This window comes from Yersinia alsatica (genome assembly GCF_902170305.1).
GTDB lineage: Bacteria > Pseudomonadota > Gammaproteobacteria > Enterobacterales > Enterobacteriaceae > Yersinia > Yersinia alsatica.
The window spans coordinates 252853-277811 of the sequence record NZ_CABHWW010000009.1; the positions used below are offsets into that span (position 1 = coordinate 252853).

A 24959-nucleotide genomic window follows, 5' to 3' on the forward strand; every position below is an offset into this window, starting at 1 on the left:
CAGTTTGCCTGCAACGCCAAACTTTAGGTATAGACTAAGTAAGTCACGACTTAACTGAGGAAAGTATTATGGAACTCAATCCGGTATTTGCCCGTCGTCTCTATCTTTGCTGGTTAATCAGCCGTGGTGATTCGTTGAATGTGCCGCGCATGATGGAACTGACTGGCTGGCCGCGGCGAACATTACAGGATGTTTTAAAAGCGTTGCCCGGTATGGGCATCACTCTGACATTCGTACAGCAGGGCGTGCGCAATAATGCAGGTTTTTACCAGTTAGAGAGCTGGGGGCCACTGAATAAAAAATGGATATACGATAACCACAATTCTATTTTAGCGGCCATTGAGCCATCTAATAGTTCGACTGCCATTAAATAACTGGCCGGGTATTAATATTTTTTATTTTCTAAAAACATGATGGTAGCGGCGACCCGTGACCGGACATTGAGCTTACGTAATAAATTACGGATATGCACTTTTACGGTTTCTTCTGAAATGTGTAACTCGAAAGCCACCTGTTTATTGGACATCCCGCGCGCCACTTCTTGCAAGACATCTAATTCACGCTCGGTTAATTCAGCAAATGGATTAACCTGTTCGTGGCGAGAAGATAAATACTGTGCAACCTCATTACTGAATACTTTCTCACCCTTGGCGGCATGACGGATATTTTCCAGCAATATTTCCGGTTCGCTGTCTTTGAGCAGATACCCATCGGCGCCAGCATCAATCATGGCGTAGACATCACTGCGCGCATCAGAGACGGTCAGAACAATGATTCGCGCATCAATCCCTTCATTGCGCAAGGCTTTCAATGTATCCAGTCCGGTCATTCCCTTCATATTCAAGTCGAGCAGAATGACATCCGGCTGGCATTTGGCCGCTTCGGTAATGGCATCGCTACCGCAGTTGGCTTCAGCAACCACATCAAAGTTGCTATCAAGTTCAAGTAACTGCCTAATACCGCGGCGCATTAGGGGATGATCGTCAACGATCATAATAGTGTGACTTTTGGTCATGATAAGTAATGTCCCTGTAACCGATAGCATTAAATGTCTGGCTGTTAAACGTGGATTATTTGCGGTCATTAATTTGGCTGACCATTTTATCCATCATAGTTAGTTAAACCACGATTAAAGTGTACCGTAGTCTCACTGATTTCCTGTTGTAATTCTCCGCGTAGTATAAAAGGGTTCCCGACAGATCTCTATTTTTTACCCGCGAAAAAGGGAATGATGAGTTTACATTTCCAGCTAAAGTCATTTAACAGCAAGATTTTATCTGAAGAAATAATTACCAAATCTTGGTTTTCTTTTGATAGCTATTCTCATTAAACAAATCGTTATATAAAAAAGGTAATAACGCAAATAGATTTAACAGCGAGAAACTGCGCAAATAACCACTAAATAAATTGATCTTGCTCAATATCACCCCCCGATTAACCCTAAAGAGTAATTATTTTATTACTGATTATTCTGTATTTAATACCTAAACACTGGGGAATTCTTTCTTTCATATAAATAAGAATCATTATCATTAGTTCGATATAAACATTCGGCGATGAATTAATGATCTCTACAGATACACGCGGGCGCGCCAGCAGATGTTAAGGATATCAGTATGACTGATTTATCACGGCGTAAATTGCTGACTGGCTTTTGGCAAACCGGCCAACAACAGCCCTCGGCTATCCGACCGCCCTGGTCGGTCATGGAAGCTGATTTTATTGCCGGTTGTACCCGCTGCCTTGACTGTGTTGCCGCTTGTGAAACTGGCGTATTGGTTGCCGGTAGTGGCGGATTCCCCGAAATAGATTTCCAGCGCGCTGAGTGCAGTTTTTGCCAAGCTTGCGTGCAGGCATGTGAAGCTGACGTTTTTACCTCAACGGTGCTGCCTGCCTGGTCGCTAAAGGTAGCGATATCAGACCGCTGTTTGCCTTTTCACCATATTGAATGCCGCAGTTGTCAGGACAGTTGTGAAACCCGAGCGATTCGATTTCGCCCACGTCTGAACGGCATTGCTCAACCCGAATTAGACCTTCCTGCCTGCACTGGCTGTGGTGCTTGTGTACCCAGTTGCCCGGTACAGGCAGTAACCCTCACCCGGAGTGAAGATGGACGATAAAGAATGGCATGTCTGTGGATTAGTGGTGCAAGCCAAGCCCGCGCGAATTGCGCAGCTCATCGACAGCTTGCTGGCGATTCCGGGAACAGAAATACCCACCAGTGATGCTGCTCTGGGCAAGTTGGTGGTGGTTATGCAGGCAGCGCGCTCAGACGTGCTCCTGAATCATATTGAGTCAGCACGTAATCTGGATGGTGTGCTGGCGGTATCGCTGGTTTATCACCAGCAGGATCAGCAAGGTGAGGAAATGCCATGAAACTCAGTCGCCGGGACTTTATGAAGGCCAATGCCGCAGTTGCTGCGGCAGCCGCAGCCGGATTGACCATACCCACAGTTGCCAAGGCCGTCGTGGGCGAGACAACAAATGCAATAAAATGGGATAAAGCACCTTGCCGATTCTGTGGTACCGGCTGCGGTGTGCTTGTCGGAACACAAAATGGCCGAATTGTTGCATCACAAGGTGACCCGGACTCACCGGTTAACCGTGGCTTGAACTGTGTGAAAGGCTATTTTCTCCCTAAAATCATGTATGGCAAAGACCGTCTGACACAGCCACTGCTGCGCATGAAAGACGGGCAATATGATAAAGAAGGTGATTTCACCCCGATAAGTTGGGAGAAAGCCTTTGATATCATGGAACTGAAATTCAAAAATGCGCTGAAAGAAAAAGGCCCGACCGCCGTGGGGATGTTCGGTTCTGGTCAGTGGACGGTGTGGGAGGGCTATGCGGCATCAAAACTGCTGAAAGCCGGTTTCCGCTCCAACAACCTTGATCCCAATGCTCGTCACTGTATGGCGTCTTCGGTAGTGGGCTTTATGCGAACCTTTGGTATGGATGAGCCAATGGGTTGCTACGATGATATTGAAGAAGCTGATGCTTTCGTGCTCTGGGGCTCCAATATGGCGGAGATGCACCCAATCTTATGGTCACGCATGACCAGCCGCCGCCTGACCAATGACCATGTCAGAATTGCCGTGCTATCTACTTTTGAGCACCGCAGCTTTGAACTGGCAGATAACCCGATCGTCTTTACCCCGCAGACTGATCTGGTGATTATGAATTATATCGCCAATTACATTATTCAAAATAATGCTGTTGATCAGGGTTTCCTTGATCGCCATGTGAATTTCCGCCGTGGCGCTACTGACATCGGCTATGGTTTACGGCCTACCCACCCATTAGAAAAAGCCGCTAAAAATCCGGGCAGCGATGCCTCGGAGCCAATGAGTTTTGATGATTTCAAAGCTTTTGTTGCCGAGTACACGCTAGAGAAAACCGCCCAAATGAGTGGCGTGCCGCAAGACCAACTGGAATCACTGGCCCAGCTGTATGCCGACCCGAAAGTAAAATTGGTTTCCTACTGGACCATGGGCTTTAACCAGCATACTCGTGGGGTGTGGGCCAATAACATGTGCTACAACCTGCACTTGTTAACCGGCAAAATCTCGAAACCCGGTTCCGGGCCTTTCTCGCTGACCGGCCAGCCCTCGGCCTGTGGTACCGCCCGTGAAGTGGGGACTTTCTCTCACCGCTTGCCAGCAGATATGGTGGTCACCAACGAAAAACATCGTCAGATTGCGGAAACCAAATGGCAATTGCCAGCAGGGACTATCCCGGAAAAAGTCGGTTTACATGCGGTTGCGCAAGACCGAGCGCTGAAAGATGGCACGCTCAATGCCTATTGGGTGATGTGCAATAACAATATGCAGGCCGGGCCAAATATCAATGAAGAGCGCATGCCCGGCTGGCGCGACCCACGTAATTTTATCGTAGTTTCCGACCCTTACCCGACGGTCAGCGCACTGGCTGCCGACCTTATCTTGCCGACTGCGATGTGGGTCGAGAAAGAGGGTGCTTATGGCAATGCTGAGCGCCGCACTCAATTCTGGCGTCAGCAAGTGCCTGCGCCGGGTGCCGCCAAATCTGACCTGTGGCAGATAGTGGAGTTTGCTAAACGCTTCAAAGTTGAAGAGGTATGGCCTGCCGAGTTGGTTGCGAAGAAACCGGAATATCGCGGTAAAACACTGTACGACGTGCTGTTTGCCAACAATGTGGTGAGTAAATACCCGCTGAGTGAAATCCCTGCCGACCAACTGAATGACGAAGCGCGCGATTTTGGCTTCTACATCCAGAAAGGGCTATTTGAAGAGTATGCCGACTTTGGCCGCGGTCACGGCCATGATCTGGCGCCTTTCGATGTTTATCATCAAGAGCGCGGCCTGCGCTGGCCAGTCGTCAATGGTAAAGAGACGCTCTGGCGTTACCGCGAAGGTTTTGATCCCTTCGTGCCGAAAGGCGAGGATGTGCGTTTTTATGGCAAACCCGATGGCAAAGCGGTGATATTTGCACTGCCATACGAACCTGCTGCCGAAAGCCCGGATCAAGAATATGACCTGTGGCTCTCCACTGGCCGGGTGTTGGAACATTGGCATACCGGCTCCATGACCCGCCGTGTTCCTGAGCTACATCGTGCTTTCCCTGAGGCGGTGTTATTCATTCATCCGCTGGATGCTCAAGCCCGCGATTTGCGACGCGGCGATAAAGTGAAAGTGATTTCACGCCGTGGCGAAGTGATTTCGCTGGTGGAAACCCGTGGACGTAACCGCCCACCGCAAGGGTTGGTGTATATGCCGTTCTTCGATGCAGCCCAGTTAGTCAATAACCTGACGCTGGATGCCACCGACCCACTCTCCAAAGAAACTGACTTTAAAAAATGTGCAGTGAAATTGGCTCGGGTTGTCGCGTGATGCGGTGTTTTTCAGGAGAAAATAATGAATAACCAGATAGTTAAATCATTAAATCGCCGGATTTTATCTGTGATATCGCTGCTGGCGGTATTGCTGATGGCCGGTGTCGTCAACGCGGCCAGCAATGTCGAGATGGATTTGAGCCAATCGCCTGAAGTCTCTGCTACGGCAGAAGGCAAGGTGAAAATGCCAAAACAGCAACAGCGGATGGCACTCAACTATGTGAATCAGCCGCCGCTCATTCCACACAGTGTGGATGGCTATCAAATCAGTAAAAACACCAACCGCTGCCTGCAATGCCATGGTGTTGAGCATTATCGTGCCACGGGAGCCCCGCGTGTCAGCCCAACTCACTTTATTGACCGCGACGGCAAAGTGTCGAGTGAAGTCTCTCCGCGCCGCTATTTCTGCTTGCAGTGTCATGTGCCACAAACTGATGCTGCGCCGATTGTCGGCAATAGTTTCCAACCAGCCCCTGGCTTTGGTCAATAAGCCTGAGGGTTATTGTGAGAATCAACTATGAACGAGACTAAAAAGCCCGGTGTTATCCGACGTATATGGCAGTGGTGGCGTCGGCCTAGCCGGTTGGCGCTCGGAACATTACTGCTGATTGGCTTTGTCAGTGGCATCATTTTCTGGGGCGGTTTTAATACCGGTATGGAGATGGCGAATACCGAAAAATTCTGTATCAGCTGCCATGAAATGAAAGACAATGTCTATCAGGAATATATGGGAACCATCCACTACAGCAACCGCAGTGGTGTAAAGGCGACTTGCCCCGATTGCCATGTGCCCCATGAATGGGGGCCGAAAATGGTGCGTAAAATCAAGGCCAGTAAAGAGCTGTATGCCAAGGCTTTCGGCTTGATTGACACACCGCAGAAGTTCGAAGCACACCGCCTAACAATGGCTGAAAATGAGTGGGCGCGAATGAAAGCCAATGGCTCACAAGAGTGCAAAAACTGCCATAACTTCGACAACATGGATTTCACCGCGCAAAAAACCGTCGCGGCGAAAATGCACAACACCGCCATAGCCGAAGGTAAAACCTGTATTGATTGCCATAAAGGGATTGCGCATAAGTTGCCGGATATGAAGGATGTGCCGACCGGTTTCTAAAATCCTTCGCCCTTGATGCCGCAGTGGTGTTAGCTGCGCTCACACACCCGAATCACTGACGTGAGTCAGCTCATCGGGATGAGCTCGCTGGCTGCCTTGCTACAACACCAATGGCTGTGGATTTATCCTTGGTTCTTGATGCTGCAGCGGTGTTAGCTGCGCTCACACACCCGAATCAAACGCCCTGTAGACATGATGCCGGCAGGGCGTTTTTTATTGCAATCTTGGGTTGTTCTTCTCATAATGAGACCTGTTAATAGGTCTTTTTGAGGTGATTTATGCCAAGCATAATTTTGACTGACACTAGCGCAAGTGTCAGTGAGTTGAAAAAGAATCCAATGGCAACAGTCAATGCTGGGGCCGGATTCCCTGTTGCGATTCTCAACCGCAATCAGCCCGCCTTCTATTGCGTACCCGCAGAGCTTTATGAGCAAATAATGGATGCTCTTGATGATCATGAGCTAGCCAAGCTAGTTAATAATCGCCGTAACCAAAAGTTATTTGATGCCATTCGCTAATTATTATTAGCCAGATAAAGAAGGCCCTATGTCAGTCAAAATTGAAAATATTCAGAGCCAATTGTTATCTAAAAACTGGTTTAAGTTATACAAATATACCTTTGATTTAAAAACTGATAATGGCACCTTAGTGCAGCAGATTCGTGAAGTGTATGACCGGGGTAACGGCGCAACTATTCTGCTGTATAACCGCCAAAGTGGCACGGTGGTGCTGACCAACCAATTCCGGATGCCAACTTATGTGAATGGTAATCCTGACGGTATGCTGCTGGAAGCTTGCGCTGGCTTACTGGATGACGACTCGCCGGAAGAGTGTATTCGTCGTGAAGCTATGGAAGAGACCGGCTATCAGATTGATAAAGTACAGAAGTTATTTGAAGCTTATATGTCGCCGGGTGGCGTGACCGAAATTGTTCATTTCTTTGCCGCTGAATATCATCCAGATCAGAAAGTCACCGACGATGTTGGTGTGGAGGATGAAGTCATTGAGGTAGTGGAGTTACCCTTTACTGAAGCCATTGCCATGATTGCCGATGGTCGCATTAAAGATGGCAAAACCATCATGCTGCTGCAACATGCCCAAATTCAGCATTGGTTTAACTAGTTTATTCTGATGTCTATTGCCGCCATCTGGGCGGCATTTATTCTCAAATTGTTGATAATCCCCCCTGATTGATAAGCAAATCCTCCTGTTGATACAAAAATGTTATGCAGAGTATGCCCTGCTTCATAGATTGTGATAAATCACTCACTATACTGGTTCTGTTATTGGTCATACCACCTCAAAGCATAAAAGCAAAGGGAACCTACGATGGACGAACAATTGAAACAGAGTGCACTTGATTTTCACCAATATCCAACGCCCGGGAAAATTCAGGTGTCACCAACCAAACCGCTAGCGACTCAACGGGATTTGGCGCTGGCTTATTCTCCCGGTGTTGCTGCTCCGTGTTTAGAAATTGCTGCTGATCCTTTAGCGGCCTATAAATACACGGCACGCGGTAACCTGGTTGCTGTTATTTCTAACGGTACTGCGGTGCTGGGTTTGGGAAATATTGGCGCGTTAGCGGGCAAGCCGGTAATGGAAGGAAAGGGGGTTCTGTTTAAGAAATTCTCCGGCATTGATGTGTTCGATATTGAAGTGGATGAGCACAATCCGGACAAACTGATTGATATTATCGCCTCGTTAGAACCGACTTTTGGCGGCATCAATCTGGAAGATATCAAAGCGCCAGAATGTTTCTATATTGAACAGAAATTGCGTGAGCGCATGAAAATCCCGGTGTTCCATGATGATCAGCATGGCACAGCCATAATCTGTACCGCGGCAGTCCTTAATGGCCTGCGTGTGGTGAAGAAAGAGATCAGCGATGTGAAGCTGGTGGTTTCTGGGGCAGGGGCGGCTTCTATTGCCTGTCTGAACCTGTTGGTCGCCTTGGGATTAAAACAGCACAATATTACCGTCTGTGATTCTAAGGGCGTTATCTATAAAGGCCGTGAAGCCAATATGGAGCAAACCAAAGCCGCTTACGCGATTGAGGATAACGGCCAGCGCACACTGGGCGATGCCATTCCTGACGCTGATATTTTCTTGGGTTGTTCCGGCCCCGGTGTCCTAACGCCAGACATGGTAAAAACCATGGCACCTAGCCCGCTGATTTTGGCGCTGGCAAACCCGGAACCTGAAATCCTGCCGCCATTGGCAAAAGCCGTGCGTCCAGATGCGATTATCTGTACCGGTCGCTCGGATTATCCGAACCAGGTTAACAACGTGCTGTGCTTCCCGTTTATCTTCCGCGGCGCACTGGATGTTGGCGCAACCACTATTAACGAAGAGATGAAACTGGCTTGTGTACACGCCATTGCTGACCTGGCCTTGGCTGAGCAAAGCGATGTGGTGGCATCGGCCTATGGCGAGCAAGATCTTTCCTTCGGCCCTGAATATATTATCCCTAAGCCATTTGACCCGCGCTTGATTGTGAAAATTGCCCCGGCCGTGGCTAAGGCGGCAATGGATTCTGGTGTGGCAACCCGCCCAATCACCGACTTCAGCGCTTATATCGAAAAACTGACGGAGTTCGTCTACAAAACCAATCTATTTATGAAACCGATTTTCTCTCAGGCGAAAAAAGAGATGAAACGGGTGGTATTGGCAGAAGGGGAAGAGGAGCGGGTATTACACGCCACTCAGGAGCTGGTTTCTCAGGGGCTGGCATATCCTATCCTGATTGGTCGCCCAAGTGTGATTGAGACCCGGCTGAAGAAACTGGGCCTGCATATTACTGCCGGAAAAGACTTTGAAGTGGTGAATAACGAGTCTGACCCGCGCTTTAATGAATACTGGCACGAATACTATCAAATCATGAAACGCCGCGGAGTCTCGCAAGAACAGGCGCGTCGTGCGGTGATTGGCAACCCAACCCTGATTGGTTCCATCATGGTGCATCGCGGTGAAGCTGATGCCATGATTTGCGGCACCATCGGGACTTATCATGAGCATTATGATGTGGTTGAGAAAGTGTTTGGCTTCCGTGAAGGGGCACATGTGGCCGGGGCGATGAATGCATTATTGCTGCCAACGGGTAACACCTTTATTGCCGATACCTACGTCAATGATGACCCAACGCCAGAGCAACTGGCCGAGATAACCTTAATGGCAGCCGAAACGGTGCGTCGCTTCGGTATCGAGCCAAAAGTGGCGTTATTATCTCATTCCAGCTTTGGCTCATCAGATTGCCCAGCCGCGCGTAAAATGCGCCGGACATTGGAACTGGTCAATCAGATGGCACCAGAACTGGAAATTGACGGTGAAATGCATGGCGATGCGGCACTGGTTCCAAGCATTCGCCATGATTTGATGCCGGACAGCCCACTGAAAGGGGCAGCTAACATATTGATTATGCCTAATATGGAAGCCGCGCGAATCAGCTACAACTTGTTGCGAGTGACCTCTTCCGAGGGGGTAACAGTCGGTCCGGTATTGATGGGGGTAGCAAAACCTATCCATATTCTGACGCAAATCGCTTCGGTGCGGCGCATTGTGAATATGGTGGCGTTAGCGGTGGTAGAAGCACAAACCGAGCCTCTATAAATATTCTTTACCAATGACGTTGAATATTGGTTTTAGCTGTTGTTAATCAAACCCGCCTGGCGCGGGTTTTTACTTTTCTGGGGCCAATTTAGCGGCCAGCTTTGCTAGCTTGCTGTAACCACTTATCCAGCTCATTAGCGAATTGCTGGCGATCGCGCTGATTTAAGGTGTTGGGGCCGCCGGTCTGAATACCGCTGGCGCGCATGGTATCCATAAAATCACGCATATTAAGGCGCTCGCGAATGGTGTCTGGAGTGTAGCGCTCACCACGGGGATTGAGGGCGATACCGCCTTTCTCAATCACTTCCGCCGCCAGCGGAATATCGGCGGTGATCACCAGATCGTTTTTCTCTACGCGCTGCACTATCTCGTTGTCGGCGACATCAAAGCCAGCAGCCACTTGTAAGGTCCGAATATATTTCGACGGCGGTGTTTTCAATGGCTGGTTCGCCACCAACGTCACCATCATGCCGGTACGATCTACGGCACGGAATAACACCTCTTTAATGACATTCGGACAGGCGTCCGCATCAACCCAAATCTGCATCAGTGTTGTTCTCCTACGGCTAACCAATCTTTTACCGGCAGAAAATCACGGTACAGCGCGGCTTCAGCGCTATCTGGTGCCGGTTGATAGTTATACTCCCAACGCACCAAAGGTGGCAGCGACATCAAAATAGACTCAGTGCGCCCACCGGTTTGTAAGCCAAATAAGGTGCCGCGATCCCATACCAGATTGAATTCCACATAGCGACCACGGCGATAAAGCTGGAACTGACGTTCGTGCTCGCCCCAACTTAGTGCTTTGCGCCGAGCAACTATAGGCAGATAAGCATCGAGGAAGCCATCGCCCACCGCCTGAGTAAAGTTAAAGCAGGTAGCAAAATCAGGGCTATTCAAATCATCAAAGAACAGGCCGCCAATACCTCGCGCCTCATTGCGGTGCTTGATATAAAAATAGTCATCGCACCATTTTTTATAGCGCGGATAGATATCTTCGCCGAATGGCTGACACAATTGCCATGCAGTTTGATGCCAGTGAATGGCATCTTCCTCAAACCCATAGAAAGGGGTCAAATCAAACCCGCCACCAAACCACCATACTGGATCTTCGCCGGGTTTTTCAGCAATAAAGAACCGTACATTGGCATGGCTAGTAGGCAAATAGGGGCTCAGAGGGTGAATGACCAGTGAGACGCCCAGAGCTTGAAAACTGCGCCCAGCTAATTCGGGCCGATGTGCTGTGGCGGATGCCGGTAGTGTGGCACCTGAAACATGTGAAAAGTTGACGCCAGCTTGCTCGAATACCGCCCCGTTGATCAATACCCGACTGCGGCCACCGCCCCCTTCTTCACGAGTCCAGTTTTCCTCGGTGAACTTGGCACGGCCATCAGCCTCGCTCAGCGCAGCACAGATTTTATCCTGCAAATCCAGCAGGTAGGTTTTGATTTGGGCGATATCGGGTAAATTCATGGGCGGGGTTCTGGTTACCTGGAAATTTTCAGGGGCTAAGTATACCTCGATTTGCCCTCATTGTTGTACTCTCCGTGTGGATTAGCGCTGATTGCGGCAGGAGCACGACAAGATTTATCTGGTTCTTCTTAAAGATTATTATGTTCTATCACTGCGAGAAATATCACTTTACTATGGCGTGATATAATATTGCGTAATAGTCAGAATATCCATTTTACTCAAGGGTGCGAACATCCATGGAAATCCGCGTATTTCAGCAAGACGATTTTGAAGAAGTGATTCTGCTGTGGGAGCATTGTGACTTGTTGCGGCCTTGGAATGATCCGGAAATGGATATTGAGCGTAAACTCAATCATGACCCCGAATTGTTTTTAGTCGCTGAAGTCAGCGGAGCCATTGTCGGCTCGGTGATGGGCGGTTATGACGGCCACCGAGGTTCTGCTTATTATCTGGGAGTACATCCCGATTTCCGTGGTCGTGGCTTTGCCAATGCGCTGATCAGCCGTCTGGAAAAGAAACTTATAGCCCGTGGCTGCCCGAAGCTCAATATCATGGTGCGCGAAGACAATGACGCAGTGATCGGCATGTATGAAAAGCTCGATTACGAGACGCAGGATTCAATTATGCTGGGTAAACGGCTGATTGTCGATCAGGAGTATTGAGGGTTATTTAACAATACTAACCAGCTATTAATTTAATTGGGGGGCTTTTTATCCCCCCGTATTTGGGGCAACTTTCCGCCAATTAATATAATGATAATCCTATCCTCATAAATCCAAAAAGTCAGAGGATAGGAGGTCAGCAATTAATTATTTAATCTTGGTTATTTTCTTCACATCAACTTCTACCGAGTTCCAGTCTTTATCAACTTTCCCTTCGATTTGCACTTTATCTTGCGGAGTAATGGTTTGGCCATTCCAACGTTTGTTATCAATATCTACAGTAATGGTGCCGGTGTTATCGCGGAAAGTATAAGTATCGTGGCCTAAGCGTTCAGTGATATTGCCTTGTAGGATGACGTGGGCGTCATCGCGCATGGTTTTGACTTTATCTACTGTGGTATTGCTGGCATTAGGGCCAGAAAATCCGCCTTGAGTTGCCGGCTGAGTCTGTGTCGTTGCCGGGCCATCAAAACCACCCTGCGTGGTATTTGTCGCACTTTGAGCCATAAATGCGGTACCGCATAACATAACCAAGGTGGCAGCTAAGGTGAGTTTCTTCATTTTATTGCTCCTTCAATGAATGAATAATAATATCTAAAACCAGAGGCTTTACCCGCCTCACGTTACCCAATACTAGACCAATATGGAGTTATAACACGCTTAATAGTAAGGTATTAAACCGCGAAATATCCAGATTCTATGAGTATAAATGGGGATAAACCCTATCTTATCAACCCTATTGGCATCTTTTCTGCTGCGCCACTTAAGCCGATTTGGTGCTGCGGTTGCGGGGCTAATGATGAAAGCATTGAGGGTTAGGGCACTTTTTCAGCCGTGCGGACTCCAATCTCTGGTTATCTTTTTTCAACTGTCCCTATCTTGCTTTTGTTGCTGTTATTTTGCAGCAAAGCTTATTGGATGCAGTGGTTTTCTTAAGGAGCGTTAGATGAATATTCGCCCACGGTTTTCTGGGGTGCGCTTGTTATTACTGGGGGCCCCTTTGTTGTTGGCCGGGTGTTCGAGCATGTCCGGTTTTTCTTGGTCAAGTTTATCGCCACTTAATTGGTTCAGCGGCAGCAGCAGTATGCAGGTTACCGATAATGGTGTCGGTGGGATCACCGCCAGTACACCACTGACCGAGAGTGACATTAAAGAAGGTCTGAAAGGCGATTATCGGTTGCGTAGTGGTATGGCGACCAATGATGGCAAGTTGGTATCTTTCTATCAGGCAATGAAGGAAGACCAAATCAAACTGGTTATCTCCGGTCAGCCGAAAGGCACGGTAGAACGAATCGATGTGATGGATAAAAATATTCCTAGCCAATGGGGTGTGACGATAGGCACGCCATTCAGCGAGTTATATAAAAAAGCCTTTGGCGCTTGTCAAATGGGCACTGGCGATGATGCCGCCCAAATAGAATGTGTTGCGCCAAACAGTTCGCATGTTAGCTATTTATTTGATGGCGACTGGCATGGCCCTGAAGGTTTAATGCCATCGGATGACACGCTGCAAAGCTGGAAGGTGAGTAAGATTATTTGGCGTGCTAAAAGCGAATAAATATTATTATCCTTTTGTGACTCCCAATTAAGGCGCAGGTTATTTTTAGCGCCTTAATCATATTATTCTGTTCCTCAACGTCCTATTTCCTTGCTCAATTTTATTTTGCGCTGACGCAAGGTTATTTTTTCGGCTTCAGTTATTATACCCAGCATAACCAATACCGATTTCGAGTAAGGAAGAAACATGACTCAAGTTCAGAGTGGCATTTTGCTGGAGCACTGCCGTTTTGCCATTTTTATGGAAGCAAAAGTGCAAGGCGAATTTGATGCTATTCGTCAGGGGTGCAAAAAATTCTGTCAGGCATTAGAAGAGTTACAGCAAAAATTCCCCAATGAGCATTTGGGGGCGGTTATTGCCTTCGGTTCAGATGTTTGGCATGACTTATCAAATGGTCAGGGCGCAAAAGAGTTAAAGCCTTTTGTCCCTTTGGGTAAAGCACCAATAATAGCACCGGCCACTCAACGTGATTTATTGATTCATATTCAGTCACTGCGCCAGGATATCAACTTTACCTTAGCGCAAGCTGCGGTTGCTGCTTTTGGTGATGCCATTGTGGTTGAAGAAGAGACTCATGGTTTCCGCTGGGTTGAAGAGCGTGATTTTACCGGCTTTATTGACGGCACCGAGAATCCACAAGGTGAAGATCGGCCTGAAGTGGCGGTGATTGCTGAAGGTGAAGAAGATGCCGGTGGCAGCTATATATTAGTTCAGCGCTATGAGCATGATTTGAAAAAATGGAAACGTATCCCCGAACATAAACAAGAGCAAATTGTTGGGCGTACCAAACCGGATAGCCAGGAATTGGCTTCAGATCAGCGCCCGGATACTTCCCATGTTAGCCGCGTTGATCTTAAAGAAGAGGGTAAAGGGTTAAAAATCCTGCGCCAAAGCTTGCCGTATGGGACTGCCAGTGGCAAGCACGGCTTATATTTCATTGCCTATTGCGCGCGCTTACATAATATCGAGCAGCAATTATTGAGCATGTTCGGTTCATTAGATGGCAAACATGACTTGTTGCTCGGCTTCAGTAAGCCAGTCACCGGCAGCTACTATTTTGCGCCGTCACTGACCAAATTATTATCGCTATAATATGCAGGCAGACAGACAGTAAAAAGGCCGGATATCCGGCCTTTCTGTTTTTTGTGCGTCGCCATTATCTTAGTTAAGCAGGATATATAGCATCACGCATTCTGTTTACTACAGTTTGTTTCTGTTCCTTGGTCAGCGCGCGCAGCGGCAGACGTGGATTACCGGCATCAATACCGTGTAATTGCATGGCGGCTTTACCGGCGGCAACACCACCAAATTCGACCAACACCCGAATCAGCGCGATAACTTGATCCATACTGCGTTGAACCGCAGCTTGATTACCCGCGTTGAAATCAGCAATGATCTTTTGGAATAACGGCGCGGCATAGTTATAAGTACTGCCGACGGCACCAATAGCCCCGACTGCCAACCCACCCGGTAAATGTTCATCTACCCCAAATGGAATATCAAATTTGCCGCCACTGACCCGCAGGCAGCGCTGGAACTCATATAAATCCGCATTATTGAATTTAATTCCTGACAGATTTGGGATTTTCGATTCTGCTTTAATCAGAAATTGTTCCATATCCAAATTCACACCGGACATCCCAGAGTGATAGTAATAGAAACCTTTCGATGGAGCCGCAGCGGTAATGGCCTGACAATAGGCGATTAAATCGTCAAGATTACCGGGCTTAAAGAAGCAAGGGCCGATTGCTGAAGTTGCAAAGATATCCAGTGTTTCAGCATGGCGAGACAGGTCGACGGCATCTTTGATGCTCAGTGCGCCAGTATGCAAGGTAATGCTCAGCTTACCTTGCGCCGCTTTTACCCAGCGCTCGGCAATTTTTTTGCGCTCTTCAACCGAGCAATGGATACCTTCGCCGGTTGTGCCACACACATACACCCCTGCGACACCATCATTGACCAGATGCTCAGCAATTTGGTCGATAACGGGATAATTAACTTCACCCAACTCATCAAAGGGAGTGTGCGGAGCGGCAATCAAACCTGTTAACTTTTTCATACGCGTCCTTTATAAATCAGAGAGATGACCCCGGTGGTCACAATAATGTTGAGTAGCATAGCAATCAATATTCGGTCAGTTTTGCGGTTTGGTATTTTTCTTGAGAGCGGTCAGAAATCGCCTGTTCTTGGGGCGAGCATTGCTCGATAGCATCACAGAACCAACCGCAAATATGTTCAATTCGGGTAATCGCGGAGCCGACGGTCACAGCATAAGCACCTGCCGATATTGCCGCAGCGGCGAGGGCTGGCGAATTATAACGCCCCTCGGCAATCACACGACAACCCGCTTGGGATAACTGTTTGACCAGTGCCAAATCCGGTTCGGTCGGCACTGGGGTTTGCGTATAGCCAGATAGCGTGGTGCCAATAAAGTCAATGCCTAATCGATGAGCCAATAAGCCATCTTCAATGCTAGAGGCATCAGCCATTGCCAGGCAGCCGGTTGCTCGCACTCGCTGATAGAGTTCTTCCACGGAAACCGGGCGAGGGCGGCAAGTGACATCAAACGCGATAATGTCGGCACCTGCGGCACTGAGTGCATCGACATCTTCCAGCCAAGGGGTAATTCTGACCTCGGAATCGGGTAGGTCGCGTTTAATAATGCCGATAATAGGTGCATCAGTCACCCGGCGTACCGCGGCTATATTACTAATGCCTTCAACACGTAGGCCAACTGCGCCGCCATCCAGTGCAGCCTTTGCCATTGCCGCCACAATTTCGGGGGTATCCATGGCACTGCCGGGCACCGGTTGGCAAGAAGCGATCAATCCATTTTGGAGCTTGTGGCGAAGATTACTTGTGTTACTCATAGTCAGGTCACTCGCAGTCAGGTTGCACACGGTTTTTTGCTCCGATCTTTATTTTTAAATGAAGTTTTACTCCATTATGTTAGATCTTTTACTTCTAGGGTGCAACTCCAATTGCTTTAGTTATTGCCTTCAAATGGGTTGCTTGGGAGTTTAACTCCAAATTAAAAATAATAATGGAGTTATGACGGGAAAATTGCCATAGTCATTAAATTATTGTCATTTCATTTATAACAAATGCAAGAGGGTTACACCCGATGGGAAAAGTGTTGGCACTGGATATCGGTGGAACAAAAATTGCTGCTGCGGTGGTGACAGAAAGCGGCATGTTGGTTGGCCGTCAGCAGATAGCCACGCCACGAGGTGGCGCTGCGCAGCTGGCTATAGCGCTGGAAACGTTAATCGCGCCTTATCGGCATCTGGTTGATTTTATAGCCGTTGCGTCAACCGGCATTATCAGTGGTGGGCGTCTGACAGCACTGAATCCCGCCAATCTTGGTGGGTTGGCTGATTTCCCGCTGCAAGATTGTGTTCAATCAATTGCCGATTTGCCTTGTGTGCTACTCAACGATGGGCAAGCTGCGGCTTGGGCAGAGTATCAGGCGGTGAGTGGTGATTGCGACAATATGATGTTTGTGACGGTTTCCACGGGAGTGGGCGGCGGCATCATTTTGAATAAAAAGCTGCTGGTGGGTCATCATGGATTGGCTGGGCACATTGGCCACACGTTAGCTGATCCCCATGGCTTACTGTGTGGTTGTGGCCGCCGCGGGTGTGTCGAAAGTGTGGCTTCCGGCACGGCAATTGGTACGGAAACATTGGGTTGGAAGCAACCAGTCGCTGCTGCCAAAGTGTTTGAAATGGCACAGCTTGGTCATATATCTGCTGAGAATATTATCAGCCGTTCCGCGACCGCCATTGCTCAGATGCTGGCAGACATGAAAATGGCCCTGGATCTGGAGGTGGTGATTCTGGGGGGCAGTGTCGGTCTGGCGGTGGGATATTTAGAACGAGTGATTGGTGCACAAAAAACATTACCAGAAATCTACCGAGTGCCGGTTCAGGCGGCGCATCATCGCCAGGATAGTGGCTTATTAGGGGCGGCACTGTGGGCCAGACATACCCTAGGTCATTGACGCTGTAATCAACACTGCCGCGACACCCATGATTTTGGGTCTATATCTTTATAAGTAAAATGAGAGAATCGTTATGATCAGCGGAGCATTAACACAGACAGCATTTTGGGGCGGATTACCTGAACGTCTTCAATGGGTTTTGGCCTATTTGGCCGAGCAACCTTTGGCCGAGTTAAGTTGTGGGCGTCATGAAATCGATGGCGAACTCATTTTCATGAATGTGATGGAGTTCGATACTCAGCCGGCTGAAAATAAGAAAGCGGAAATGCACCGCACCTACGCCGACGTCCAACTGTTGATCAAGGGTATTGAAGGGATTGAATATTCCACTCTGACCCCGACCGAGCATCTAGAACCTTATCATGCCGACGATGATTACCAACTGATGGCTGATATCCCGGATAAGAGTCAATTACGGATGCTGCCGGGGATGTTTGCGGTGTTTTTACCAGGCGAGCCGCATAAGCCCGGCTGCCAGATTGCTGGCTCAGGGGCCATCAAAAAGGTGGTTGTAAAAGTCCACAACAGTTTGTTGTAAAACAGACCATGACAATGATTTTTATATAATAATAACGCACGTTATCTTTGACATCTTCCCCGGTCCCCCGGGGTTTTTTTATTGATCTCACCCTGCACCATGCTGCCATTTATCTTCACGAAGTGGGCCAATTATGTAATGATGCGCCCCAGAACTGTCTCCTGTCCGTCAACTTTCTTTCCCTTGAGGTGTCCGCGTGAAAACTGGTGCTCCCCGTTTTAAGCCAGGTAAAATCCTTGATGCCTTGGGTGCCATGCAAAATAGCCTCACTCGCTCAGCACAGCGTATTGCTGCTTATATCTTGACCGAGCCCGCCAACGTTACCCAACTCTCCATTGCTGAGCTCTCCTCGCTTACGCAAGCGGGTGAGGCCACGATTATCCGTTTCTGCCGGACGCTGGGTTATAAGGGGTTTCAGGATTTCAAAATGGACTTGGCCATTGAGGTGGCGACTCGTCATAACAGTGAAAACAGTCTGTTAGATGCTGATGTGCAGGAGGGGGACGATACACTGGCGATTGGCAGTAAATTGCAGTCGGCGATTAATAACGTCCTGTCAGAGACACTCAATTTACTTTCTATCGAGAGTGTCGAGCAAGTGGTTAAGTTGCTGCGCCCAGCGGATCGCATCTGTATTTTTGGTGTCGGCTCATCGGGTATTACTGCGGAAGATGCCAAAGGTAAATTGATGCGCATCGGATTACGCGTTGATGCGGCTACCAATAACCATTTTATGTATATGCAAGCCTCTTTGATGCGCCCCGGTGATGTGGCCATTGGTATCAGTCATTCGGGAACGTCGGCGGAAACAGTGCAGGCATTGAAATTGGCAAAGCAGGCCGGTGCCACCACGGTAGCCTTGACCCACAATATGGGCTCCACCATTACTGAGCTGGCAGATTATGTGCTGATCAATGGTAACCGTCAGGGGCAGTTGCAGGGTGATTCTATTGGTACCAAAATCGCGCAATTATTTGTTTTGGACTTGATTTACGCCTTGCTGGTTAAAGCCGATCCGGCTCAGGCAGAGAGCATTAAACGCAAAACCACTCAAGCCGTCAGCCAAAATGGATGACCGGTAATACATTTCCTGCTGCAATACTTAGCCACCGTGGCGGTGATATTCTCCCCGCGGTGGTAAACACCTCCCCATCCTGTTGTTAGTCTCACTCTATTCAGCATTTCGCCATCTTTGTCACGTTTTAGACACATTGTGATTGAAATAGCGGGCTGATCTTATACACTCAAATGGAGTTTTACTCCTTTGTTGTATTTTGTTTGGAGTAAAACCACATAAATATAAATGTGGCGAGAACCGTCTGGTAGTGACAGATTAAGTGTTGTTAAACAATCAGTTGCTAAGGTTAAACCTGCCGCGAGGAAAACAGTTTCTGCCAGTGAACTTAGCTGGTGGTAGAGAGAGAGCGACGATATGAGCACTTCAGTACAACCCTGTACCGATAAAAAATCTCGTGGAGACAAACCAGTGCGCTGGTATAAGCAACTGACCCCTGCGCAATGGAAGGCATTTGTTGCCGCTTGGATCGGTTATGCCCTGGACGGTTTTGACTTTGTTCTTATTACTCTGGTTCTGACTGATATTAAGCAAGAGTTCGGTCTGACACTGATTCAAGCCACCAGTCTGATTTCAGCCGCTTTTATTTCGCGCTGGTTCGGTGGCTTGGTTCTGGGGGCCATGGGGGATCGTTATGGCCGTAAGCTGGCGATGATCACCAGTATTGTGCTGTTTTCCTTTGGTACTTTGGCCTGTGGTTTAGCACCGGGTTACACCACACTGTTTATCGCCCGACTGGTTATTGGGATTGGCATGGCGGGGGAGTATGGTTCCAGCTCCACCTACGTGATGGAAAGCTGGCCTAAGAATATGCGCAACAAAGCCAGTGGCTTCCTGATTTCTGGTTTCTCTATCGGTGCAGTATTAGCGGCTCAGGCCTATAGCTATGTGGTTCCAGCCTTTGGCTGGCGTATGCTGTTCTACATTGGATTACTACCAATTATCTTTGCATTGTGGCTGCGTAAAAATCTGCCCGAAGCTGAAGATTGGGAAAAATCTCAAAGCAAGCAGCAGCAATCTAAGCCGACGCAAGACCGCAATATGGTGGATATTCTGTATCGCAGCAATCTGAGCTACCTGAATATTGCTTTAACCATCTTTGCCGCGGCTTCGTTGTATGCTTGTTTCACCGGCATGGTATCGACCCCCGTGGTGGTGATCCTGGCTGTTCTTTGTGCCGCGATATTCATCTACTTTATGGTTCAAACCAGCGGTGAACGCTGGCCGACCGGCGTGATGCTGATGGTGGTGGTGTTCTGCGCCTTCCTCTATTCATGGCCGATTCAAGCACTGTTACCCACCTATCTGAAGATGGATTTGGGCTACGACCCGCATACCGTGGGCAATGTGTTGTTCTTCAGTGGTTTTGGTGCGGCAGTCGGCTGTTGTGTCGGGGGCTTCCTGGGCGACTGGCTGGGCACCCGTAAGGCCTATGTGACCAGCTTGCTGATATCACAATTACTGATAATTCCACTGTTCGCGATTCAGGGTAGCAGCATCTTGTTCCTCGGCGGCTTACTGTTCCTGCAGCAGATGCTAGGGCAGGGGATTGCCGGGTTGTTGCCAAAACTGCTTGGTGGCTATTTTGATACTGAACAGCGGGCGACGGGGTTGGGCTTTACTTACAACGTCGGCGCACTGGGTGGAGCATTGGCACCTATTCTGGGGGCATCAATTGCTCAGCACTTAAGTCTGGGCACCGCACTCGGCTCGCTCTCATTTAGCCTGACATTTGTGGTGATTCTACTGATTGGCTTTGATATGCCATCCCGTGTGCAGCGCTGGATTCGTCCAACTGGTTTACGGATGGTGGATGCCATCGATGGCAAACCGTTCAGTGGCGCTATTGGTTCAAGCAACGTGGCGGTGGTCACACAGAAATAAGCTTTTATCTCCTTTATTTTTGGTACTGCATGGGCCACTTGCCGCCTGCCTGCAGTGCCAATAACGTTGGATAGGTCGAAGAGTATTGCCCAGCGCAGGTCGGCTGGGTTTTTTACTGGGCGAGGAACAGCAAAATAAGGCGCTGGCGACCTGCGTTGTGACTGGCTTAGAGCATTTGATACTTGAACATCACTAAACGGTATATAAAACCGTTATAGGTATGCACCTAGTTATAAATACACTGAACATATTACAGCTCATCATTCGTAATGAATGGCAAATGCTTGGTGAATAAACTCAGTGAATAAGGTGCAGAATGAAACAGAATTCAGTGACGAAAAGTACCCGTAAAGGATTAACCCGTGCCGCCTTATTAAGCGCGTTAATTTTCAGCAGTGCAACAGTCTCTGCCACTGAGTTGCTCAATAGCTCTTATGATGTCTCCCGCGAGTTATTCACCGCATTGAATCCGGGTTTCCAGCAACAATGGGAACAACAAAACCCCGGTGACAAACTGACTATCAAGCAATCCCATGCCGGTTCCTCCAAGCAAGCGCTGGCTATCTTGCAGGGGCTAAAAGCGGATGTGGTGACCTACAACCAAGTGACGGATGTGCAAATTTTGCATGACCGCGGCAATTTGATCCCGGCTGACTGGCAAGCTCGCCTGCCAAATAACAGCTCGCCATTCTACTCCACCATGGCTTTCTTGGTGCGCAAAGACAATCCTAAGAATATTCACAGTTGGGATGATTTAGTGCGCGAGGACGTCAAACTGGTGTTCCCGAATCCCAAAACCTCAGGTAATGGCCGTTACACCTATCTGGCGGCGTGGGGTGCGACTCAGCAAGCTAATGGTCAGGATGAAGCTAAAACCCGCGACTGGATGAAGCGTTTTCTGAAAAACGTGGTGGTATTTGATACTGGCGGCCGTGGTGCAACCACCACTTTCGTTGAGCGCGGTTTGGGTGATGTGCTGATCAGTTTCGAATCTGAAGTGAACAACATCCGCAAAGAGTATGGCAGTGACAAATATGAAGTGATTGTTCCGCCGGTCGATATCTTGGCGGAATTCCCAGTGGCTTGGGTGGATAAAAATGTTGAGAAAAATGGCACTGAAAAAGCCGCCATTGCTTACCTCACCTACCTTTATAGCCCTCCGGCACAGCAGGTTATCACCAGCTTTAATTACCGCGTCTATGACAAAGCGGCAATGGAAGCGGCTAAATCTCAATTCCCAGAAACCAAATTATTCCGTGTTGAAGAGCAGTTTGGTAGCTGGCCACAAGTAATGAGTACCCATTTCGTGACCGGTGGTGAGTTGGATAAATTGTTAGCGGAAGGGCATCAGTAATGTTGTCGGCATCCAGTAAACGGGTTCTGCCCGGATTTACCCTCAGTCTTGGGAGCAGCCTGCTTTACACCTGCCTGATCTTGTTATTACCCCTCAGTGCATTAGTGATGCAGGTCGCCCAGATGAGTTGGGCACAATACTGGGAGGTGATTACTAATCCTCAGGTGGTCGCCGCTTATAAAGTGACCTTACTGGCTGCGGGCGTGGCGAGTGTATTTAATGCGGTATTTGGCATGTTGATGGCTTGGATCTTAACGCGCTATCAATTTCCCGGCCGCAGTTTACTGGATGGCTTGATGGACTTGCCATTTGCGCTGCCGACGGCGGTAGCAGGGCTGACATTGGCAACACTGTTCTCCACCACCGGCTGGTACGGTGCTTGGTTAAACGAGTTCGGCATCAAAGTTTCCTTTACCTGGCTTGGGATTGCCGTCGCTATGGCTTTCACCAGCTTGCCATTTGTGGTGCGCACGGTGCAGCCGGTATTGGAAGAGTTAGGGCCAGAATATGAAGAAGCGGCAGAAACCTTGGGGGCCAGCCGCTGGCAAAGTTTCCGTTTAGTGGTGATGCCAGAACTGGCTCCGGCATTGTTAGCGGGCACGGCATTATCCTTTACCCGCAGTCTGGGTGAGTTCGGCGCAGTTATCTTTATTGCTGGCAATATCGCGTGGAAAACTGAAGTGACCTCGCTGATGATTTTCATCCGCTTACAAGAATTTGATTACCCGGCAGCCAGTGCCATCGCCTCCGTAATTTTGGCGGTTTCACTGGTGCTGCTGTTTGGTATTAACACCTTACAAAGCCGCTTCGGTCGGCGGATAGGCGGGCACTAATGGCTGATATCTCGGAATTTAACGGTGTGGCTCGTCCGCCGATTAACTGGGGTAAATGGACGCTAATCGCCATTGGCGCGCTGTTCTCGTTTTTACTGTTGGTGATCCCGATGGTGTGGATCTTCATCACCGCCTTTTCGAAAGGGTTTGAGGTGGTGGTTCAGAATTTAGTCGACCCCGATATGCTACACGCCATCTGGCTGACGGTTTTGGTCGCGCTGATTACTGTCCCGGTCAATCTGGTGTTTGGCGTGGTGCTGGCTTGGCTAGTGACCCGATTTGTCTTCCCCGGCCGCCAGTTATTGATGACGTTAATTGATATCCCGTTTGCTGTCTCGCCAGTGGTGGCCGGTTTGATGTACCTGCTGTTTTACGGCTCAAACGGCATGGTGGGCGGCTGGCTGGACTCTCACGACATCCAATTGATGTTCTCGTGGCCCGGCATGGTGCTGGTGACCATCTTTGTCACCTGCCCGTTTGTGGTACGCGAATTGGTGCCGGTGATGATGAGTCAGGGCAGTCAGGAAGATGAGGCGGCGGTGTTACTCGGCGCTTCTGGCTGGCAGATGTTCCGTCGTGTGACGCTGCCTAATATTCGCTGGGCGCTGCTGTATGGCGTGGTGTTGACCAATGCCCGTGCCATCGGCGAGTTTGGCGCAGTATCTGTGGTATCCGGTTCTATTCGTGGCGAGACCTACACCTTACCGCTGCAAGTTGAGTTGCTGCATCAGGATTACAACACGGCCGGGGCATTTACTGCCGCCGCATTATTAACCTTGATGGCAATCGTAACCCTTTTTCTGAAAAGTGGCCTGCAATGGCGCTTAGCGCGTCAAGTCATTCGTCTCGAACAGGAGCAAAAGCATGAGCATTGAGATTGATAATATCAGCAAGTATTTTGGTCGTACCAAAGTACTGAACAACATCTCACTGGATATTCCTTCTGGTCAGATGGTGGCTCTGCTTGGCCCATCCGGTTCGGGGAAAACAACCCTGTTGCGCATCATTGCCGGGCTAGAGAACCAGAATGCCGGGCGCTTAAGTTTTCACGGTACTGATGTCAGCCGCCTGCATGCTCGGGATCGGCGCGTCGGTTTTGTGTTCCAGCATTATGCTCTGTTCCGCCATATGACTGTGTTCGATAACATTGCCTTCGGTTTGACGGTATTACCACGGCGCGAACGCCCGAATGCCGCGGCGATCAAGCAGAAAGTGGCGCAGTTGTTGGAGATGGTGCAATTAGGCCATCTGGCTAACCGTTATCCCTCTCAACTTTCTGGCGGCCAGAAACAGCGGGTTGCTTTGGCACGCGCGCTGGCGGTTGAGCCGCAAATCCTGCTGCTGGATGAGCCTTTCGGTGCGCTGGATGCACAGGTGCGTAAAGAGTTGCGCCGCTGGTTGCGCCAGCTACACGAAGAACTGAAATTCACCAGTGTTTTTGTGACTCATGATCAGGAAGAGGCCATGGAAGTGGCGGATCGCGTGGTGGTGATGAGTCAGGGCAATATTGAGCAGGTCGGGACGCCAGATGAAGTGTGGCGTGATCCTGCCACCCGTTTTGTGCTGGAATTCCTCGGTGAAGTTAACCGCCTGAGTGGTGAAATTCGTGGCTCACAACTGTTTATCGGTGCCCATCATTGGCCGCTGGATTTAGCGCCGATGCATCAGGGCAGTGTCGATTTATTCCTGCGCCCTTGGGAGATGGAAGTCAGCACACAATCCAGTGACCGCTGCCCATTGCCGGTTCAGGTACTGGAAGTCAGCCCACGCGGCCATTTCTGGCAACTGACAGTGCAACCTATTGGCTGGCATCAAGATCCGATCAGTGTTGTGCTGCCAGAGGGCAATATTGACGCCCCGGTACGCGGCAATCGCTACTATGTTGGCGGATTAAATGCCCGCTTATATTCTGGCGATCAATTATTGCAACCCATTGCTTTAGCCCAAAGCGCCTGATAAGTTTTTCTTCTTTTTGTAGACACA

The 24959-nt window shown here is 49.1% G+C and carries 26 protein-coding genes; 20 read left to right on the forward strand and 6 right to left on the reverse strand.

Features of this window, described 5'->3' with window-relative positions; translation table 11 throughout:
• Nucleotides 1-68: 68 nt before the first annotated feature.
• Complete coding sequence (locus FTA96_RS05870; RefSeq protein ID WP_050109335.1) at nucleotides 69-374, forward strand: winged helix-turn-helix domain-containing protein; 306 nt, start codon at nucleotides 69-71, stop codon at nucleotides 372-374.
• A gap of 11 nt (nucleotides 375-385) precedes the next feature.
• Here FTA96_RS05870 and narP read toward each other — a convergent pair whose 3' ends face one another.
• On the reverse strand, nucleotides 386-1015 hold the full coding sequence (narP, locus tag FTA96_RS05875) for a nitrate/nitrite response regulator protein NarP (RefSeq protein ID WP_050109336.1): 630 nt from the start codon (nucleotides 1013-1015) through the stop codon (nucleotides 386-388).
• A 601-nt stretch (nucleotides 1016-1616) separates the two neighbouring features.
• Between narP and napF the strand changes: the two genes are divergently transcribed.
• From napF to maeB, 8 genes are all read left to right on the forward strand, one after another.
• Nucleotides 1617-2120 carry a ferredoxin-type protein NapF gene (napF, locus tag FTA96_RS05880; RefSeq protein WP_145537878.1) on the forward strand — a complete coding sequence of 168 codons (504 nt, stop codon included), beginning with the start codon at nucleotides 1617-1619 and terminating at the stop codon, nucleotides 2118-2120.
• On the forward strand, nucleotides 2110-2376 hold the full coding sequence (gene napD / locus FTA96_RS05885; RefSeq protein ID WP_050151929.1) for a chaperone NapD: 267 nt from the start codon (nucleotides 2110-2112) through the stop codon (nucleotides 2374-2376). Before napF ends, napD begins: the two co-directional genes overlap by 11 nt.
• A complete protein-coding gene (gene napA / locus FTA96_RS05890) occupies nucleotides 2373-4868 on the forward strand; it encodes a nitrate reductase catalytic subunit NapA (RefSeq protein WP_050109339.1) in 2496 nt (831 codons plus the stop codon). The genes napD and napA overlap by 4 nt, the downstream gene beginning before the upstream one ends.
• Before the next feature lie 24 nt (nucleotides 4869-4892).
• Nucleotides 4893-5360: a nitrate reductase cytochrome c-type subunit gene (napB, locus tag FTA96_RS05895; RefSeq protein WP_145573341.1), complete on the forward strand. Its 468-nt coding sequence runs from the start codon at nucleotides 4893-4895 to the stop codon at nucleotides 5358-5360.
• 27 nt (nucleotides 5361-5387) lie between these two features.
• Entirely contained in the window at nucleotides 5388-5987 is a 600-nt protein-coding gene (gene napC / locus FTA96_RS05900; protein WP_050109341.1) for a cytochrome c-type protein NapC, read from the forward strand.
• A gap of 278 nt (nucleotides 5988-6265) precedes the next feature.
• Entirely contained in the window at nucleotides 6266-6505 is a 240-nt protein-coding gene (locus tag FTA96_RS05905; RefSeq protein WP_050109342.1) for a type II toxin-antitoxin system Phd/YefM family antitoxin, read from the forward strand.
• 28 nt (nucleotides 6506-6533) lie between these two features.
• Nucleotides 6534-7109, forward strand: coding sequence for a GDP-mannose pyrophosphatase NudK (nudK, locus tag FTA96_RS05910; RefSeq protein WP_145573343.1), 576 nt, complete (start codon nucleotides 6534-6536; stop codon nucleotides 7107-7109).
• A 207-nt stretch (nucleotides 7110-7316) separates the two neighbouring features.
• Nucleotides 7317-9596: an NADP-dependent oxaloacetate-decarboxylating malate dehydrogenase gene (maeB, locus tag FTA96_RS05915; RefSeq protein WP_050109344.1), complete on the forward strand. Its 2280-nt coding sequence runs from the start codon at nucleotides 7317-7319 to the stop codon at nucleotides 9594-9596.
• An 88-nt stretch (nucleotides 9597-9684) separates the two neighbouring features.
• Here maeB and FTA96_RS05920 read toward each other — a convergent pair whose 3' ends face one another.
• Both FTA96_RS05920 and hemF read right to left on the reverse strand, forming a co-directional pair.
• Nucleotides 9685-10143, reverse strand: a complete 459-nt coding sequence (locus FTA96_RS05920; RefSeq protein ID WP_145573345.1) for a YaiI/YqxD family protein — start codon at nucleotides 10141-10143, stop codon at nucleotides 9685-9687.
• The gene (hemF, locus tag FTA96_RS05925) at nucleotides 10143-11069 is read right to left on the reverse strand and encodes an oxygen-dependent coproporphyrinogen oxidase (RefSeq protein ID WP_050122893.1); all 927 of its coding nucleotides are present in this window, start codon (nucleotides 11067-11069) and stop codon (nucleotides 10143-10145) included. Before hemF ends, FTA96_RS05920 begins: the two co-directional genes overlap by 1 nt.
• A gap of 236 nt (nucleotides 11070-11305) precedes the next feature.
• Between hemF and FTA96_RS05930 the strand changes: the two genes are divergently transcribed.
• On the forward strand, nucleotides 11306-11731 hold the full coding sequence (locus FTA96_RS05930) for a GNAT family acetyltransferase (RefSeq protein ID WP_019212067.1): 426 nt from the start codon (nucleotides 11306-11308) through the stop codon (nucleotides 11729-11731).
• A 147-nt stretch (nucleotides 11732-11878) separates the two neighbouring features.
• On the opposite strand, the gene FTA96_RS05935 is transcribed toward FTA96_RS05930, so the two are convergent.
• Nucleotides 11879-12292 (reverse strand): YgiW/YdeI family stress tolerance OB fold protein, encoded by a 414-nt coding sequence (locus tag FTA96_RS05935; protein WP_145541162.1) that lies wholly within the window; start codon nucleotides 12290-12292, stop codon nucleotides 11879-11881.
• Between the two features lie 385 nt (nucleotides 12293-12677).
• On the opposite strand from FTA96_RS05935, the gene FTA96_RS05940 reads away from it, so the two are divergent.
• Complete coding sequence (locus FTA96_RS05940) at nucleotides 12678-13289, forward strand: RpoE-regulated lipoprotein (protein ID WP_050109349.1); 612 nt, start codon at nucleotides 12678-12680, stop codon at nucleotides 13287-13289.
• Between the two features lie 186 nt (nucleotides 13290-13475).
• Nucleotides 13476-14381 carry a Dyp-type peroxidase gene (locus tag FTA96_RS05945; protein WP_050109350.1) on the forward strand — a complete coding sequence of 302 codons (906 nt, stop codon included), beginning with the start codon at nucleotides 13476-13478 and terminating at the stop codon, nucleotides 14379-14381.
• A 73-nt stretch (nucleotides 14382-14454) separates the two neighbouring features.
• On the opposite strand, the gene FTA96_RS05950 is transcribed toward FTA96_RS05945, so the two are convergent.
• A complete protein-coding gene (locus tag FTA96_RS05950) occupies nucleotides 14455-15348 on the reverse strand; it encodes a dihydrodipicolinate synthase family protein (protein WP_145573347.1) in 894 nt (297 codons plus the stop codon).
• A 64-nt stretch (nucleotides 15349-15412) separates the two neighbouring features.
• Nucleotides 15413-16159 (reverse strand): N-acetylmannosamine-6-phosphate 2-epimerase, encoded by a 747-nt coding sequence (locus tag FTA96_RS05955; RefSeq protein WP_145573348.1) that lies wholly within the window; start codon nucleotides 16157-16159, stop codon nucleotides 15413-15415.
• A gap of 254 nt (nucleotides 16160-16413) precedes the next feature.
• Here FTA96_RS05955 and FTA96_RS05960 point away from each other — a divergent pair, with 254 nt between their 5' ends.
• The 8 genes from FTA96_RS05960 (at nucleotide 16414) to cysA (ending at nucleotide 24932) form a co-directional block, all read left to right on the forward strand.
• Nucleotides 16414-17292 carry an N-acetylmannosamine kinase gene (locus tag FTA96_RS05960; RefSeq protein ID WP_050132828.1) on the forward strand — a complete coding sequence of 293 codons (879 nt, stop codon included), beginning with the start codon at nucleotides 16414-16416 and terminating at the stop codon, nucleotides 17290-17292.
• A 73-nt stretch (nucleotides 17293-17365) separates the two neighbouring features.
• Nucleotides 17366-17830 carry an N-acetylneuraminate anomerase gene (nanQ, locus tag FTA96_RS05965; RefSeq protein WP_050109354.1) on the forward strand — a complete coding sequence of 155 codons (465 nt, stop codon included), beginning with the start codon at nucleotides 17366-17368 and terminating at the stop codon, nucleotides 17828-17830.
• Between the two features lie 196 nt (nucleotides 17831-18026).
• Nucleotides 18027-18905: a MurR/RpiR family transcriptional regulator gene (locus tag FTA96_RS05970; RefSeq protein WP_050109355.1), complete on the forward strand. Its 879-nt coding sequence runs from the start codon at nucleotides 18027-18029 to the stop codon at nucleotides 18903-18905.
• Between the two features lie 357 nt (nucleotides 18906-19262).
• Nucleotides 19263-20789, forward strand: coding sequence for an MFS transporter (locus FTA96_RS05980; RefSeq protein WP_145573350.1), 1527 nt, complete (start codon nucleotides 19263-19265; stop codon nucleotides 20787-20789).
• A 316-nt stretch (nucleotides 20790-21105) separates the two neighbouring features.
• Complete coding sequence (locus FTA96_RS05985; RefSeq protein ID WP_050132833.1) at nucleotides 21106-22143, forward strand: sulfate ABC transporter substrate-binding protein; 1038 nt, start codon at nucleotides 21106-21108, stop codon at nucleotides 22141-22143.
• Nucleotides 22143-22976: a sulfate/thiosulfate ABC transporter permease CysT gene (cysT, locus tag FTA96_RS05990; protein WP_049610602.1), complete on the forward strand. Its 834-nt coding sequence runs from the start codon at nucleotides 22143-22145 to the stop codon at nucleotides 22974-22976. Before FTA96_RS05985 ends, cysT begins: the two co-directional genes overlap by 1 nt.
• A complete protein-coding gene (gene cysW / locus FTA96_RS05995; RefSeq protein WP_050122879.1) occupies nucleotides 22976-23851 on the forward strand; it encodes a sulfate/thiosulfate ABC transporter permease CysW in 876 nt (291 codons plus the stop codon). The genes cysT and cysW overlap by 1 nt, the downstream gene beginning before the upstream one ends.
• Complete coding sequence (gene cysA / locus FTA96_RS06000; RefSeq protein WP_050122876.1) at nucleotides 23841-24932, forward strand: sulfate/thiosulfate ABC transporter ATP-binding protein CysA; 1092 nt, start codon at nucleotides 23841-23843, stop codon at nucleotides 24930-24932. Before cysW ends, cysA begins: the two co-directional genes overlap by 11 nt.
• Nucleotides 24933-24959 lie beyond the last annotated feature (27 nt).

Coding starts and splice junctions, on each gene's coding strand:
- FTA96_RS05985 (WP_050132833.1), top strand. CDS start 21,106: ATGAAACAGAATTCAGTGACGAAAAGTACCCGTAAAGGATTAACCCGT.
- napD (WP_050151929.1), top strand. CDS start 2,110: ATGGACGATAAAGAATGGCATGTCTGTGGATTAGTGGTGCAAGCCAAG.
- nanQ (WP_050109354.1), top strand. CDS start 17,366: ATGATCAGCGGAGCATTAACACAGACAGCATTTTGGGGCGGATTACCT.
- napB (WP_145573341.1), top strand. CDS start 4,893: ATGAATAACCAGATAGTTAAATCATTAAATCGCCGGATTTTATCTGTG.
- FTA96_RS05945 (WP_050109350.1), top strand. CDS start 13,476: ATGACTCAAGTTCAGAGTGGCATTTTGCTGGAGCACTGCCGTTTTGCC.
- napF (WP_145537878.1), top strand. CDS start 1,617: ATGACTGATTTATCACGGCGTAAATTGCTGACTGGCTTTTGGCAAACC.
- FTA96_RS05905 (WP_050109342.1), top strand. CDS start 6,266: ATGCCAAGCATAATTTTGACTGACACTAGCGCAAGTGTCAGTGAGTTG.
- nudK (WP_145573343.1), top strand. CDS start 6,534: ATGTCAGTCAAAATTGAAAATATTCAGAGCCAATTGTTATCTAAAAAC.
- napA (WP_050109339.1), top strand. CDS start 2,373: ATGAAACTCAGTCGCCGGGACTTTATGAAGGCCAATGCCGCAGTTGCT.
- cysW (WP_050122879.1), top strand. CDS start 22,976: ATGGCTGATATCTCGGAATTTAACGGTGTGGCTCGTCCGCCGATTAAC.
- cysT (WP_049610602.1), top strand. CDS start 22,143: ATGTTGTCGGCATCCAGTAAACGGGTTCTGCCCGGATTTACCCTCAGT.
- narP (WP_050109336.1), bottom strand. CDS start 1,015: ATGACCAAAAGTCACACTATTATGATCGTTGACGATCATCCCCTAATG.
- FTA96_RS05960 (WP_050132828.1), top strand. CDS start 16,414: ATGGGAAAAGTGTTGGCACTGGATATCGGTGGAACAAAAATTGCTGCT.
- FTA96_RS05940 (WP_050109349.1), top strand. CDS start 12,678: ATGAATATTCGCCCACGGTTTTCTGGGGTGCGCTTGTTATTACTGGGG.
- hemF (WP_050122893.1), bottom strand. CDS start 11,069: ATGAATTTACCCGATATCGCCCAAATCAAAACCTACCTGCTGGATTTG.
- FTA96_RS05980 (WP_145573350.1), top strand. CDS start 19,263: ATGAGCACTTCAGTACAACCCTGTACCGATAAAAAATCTCGTGGAGAC.
- cysA (WP_050122876.1), top strand. CDS start 23,841: ATGAGCATTGAGATTGATAATATCAGCAAGTATTTTGGTCGTACCAAA.
- FTA96_RS05930 (WP_019212067.1), top strand. CDS start 11,306: ATGGAAATCCGCGTATTTCAGCAAGACGATTTTGAAGAAGTGATTCTG.
- FTA96_RS05935 (WP_145541162.1), bottom strand. CDS start 12,292: ATGAAGAAACTCACCTTAGCTGCCACCTTGGTTATGTTATGCGGTACC.
- FTA96_RS05950 (WP_145573347.1), bottom strand. CDS start 15,348: ATGAAAAAGTTAACAGGTTTGATTGCCGCTCCGCACACTCCCTTTGAT.
- FTA96_RS05870 (WP_050109335.1), top strand. CDS start 69: ATGGAACTCAATCCGGTATTTGCCCGTCGTCTCTATCTTTGCTGGTTA.
- FTA96_RS05920 (WP_145573345.1), bottom strand. CDS start 10,143: ATGCAGATTTGGGTTGATGCGGACGCCTGTCCGAATGTCATTAAAGAG.
- FTA96_RS05955 (WP_145573348.1), bottom strand. CDS start 16,159: ATGAGTAACACAAGTAATCTTCGCCACAAGCTCCAAAATGGATTGATC.
- napC (WP_050109341.1), top strand. CDS start 5,388: ATGAACGAGACTAAAAAGCCCGGTGTTATCCGACGTATATGGCAGTGG.
- maeB (WP_050109344.1), top strand. CDS start 7,317: ATGGACGAACAATTGAAACAGAGTGCACTTGATTTTCACCAATATCCA.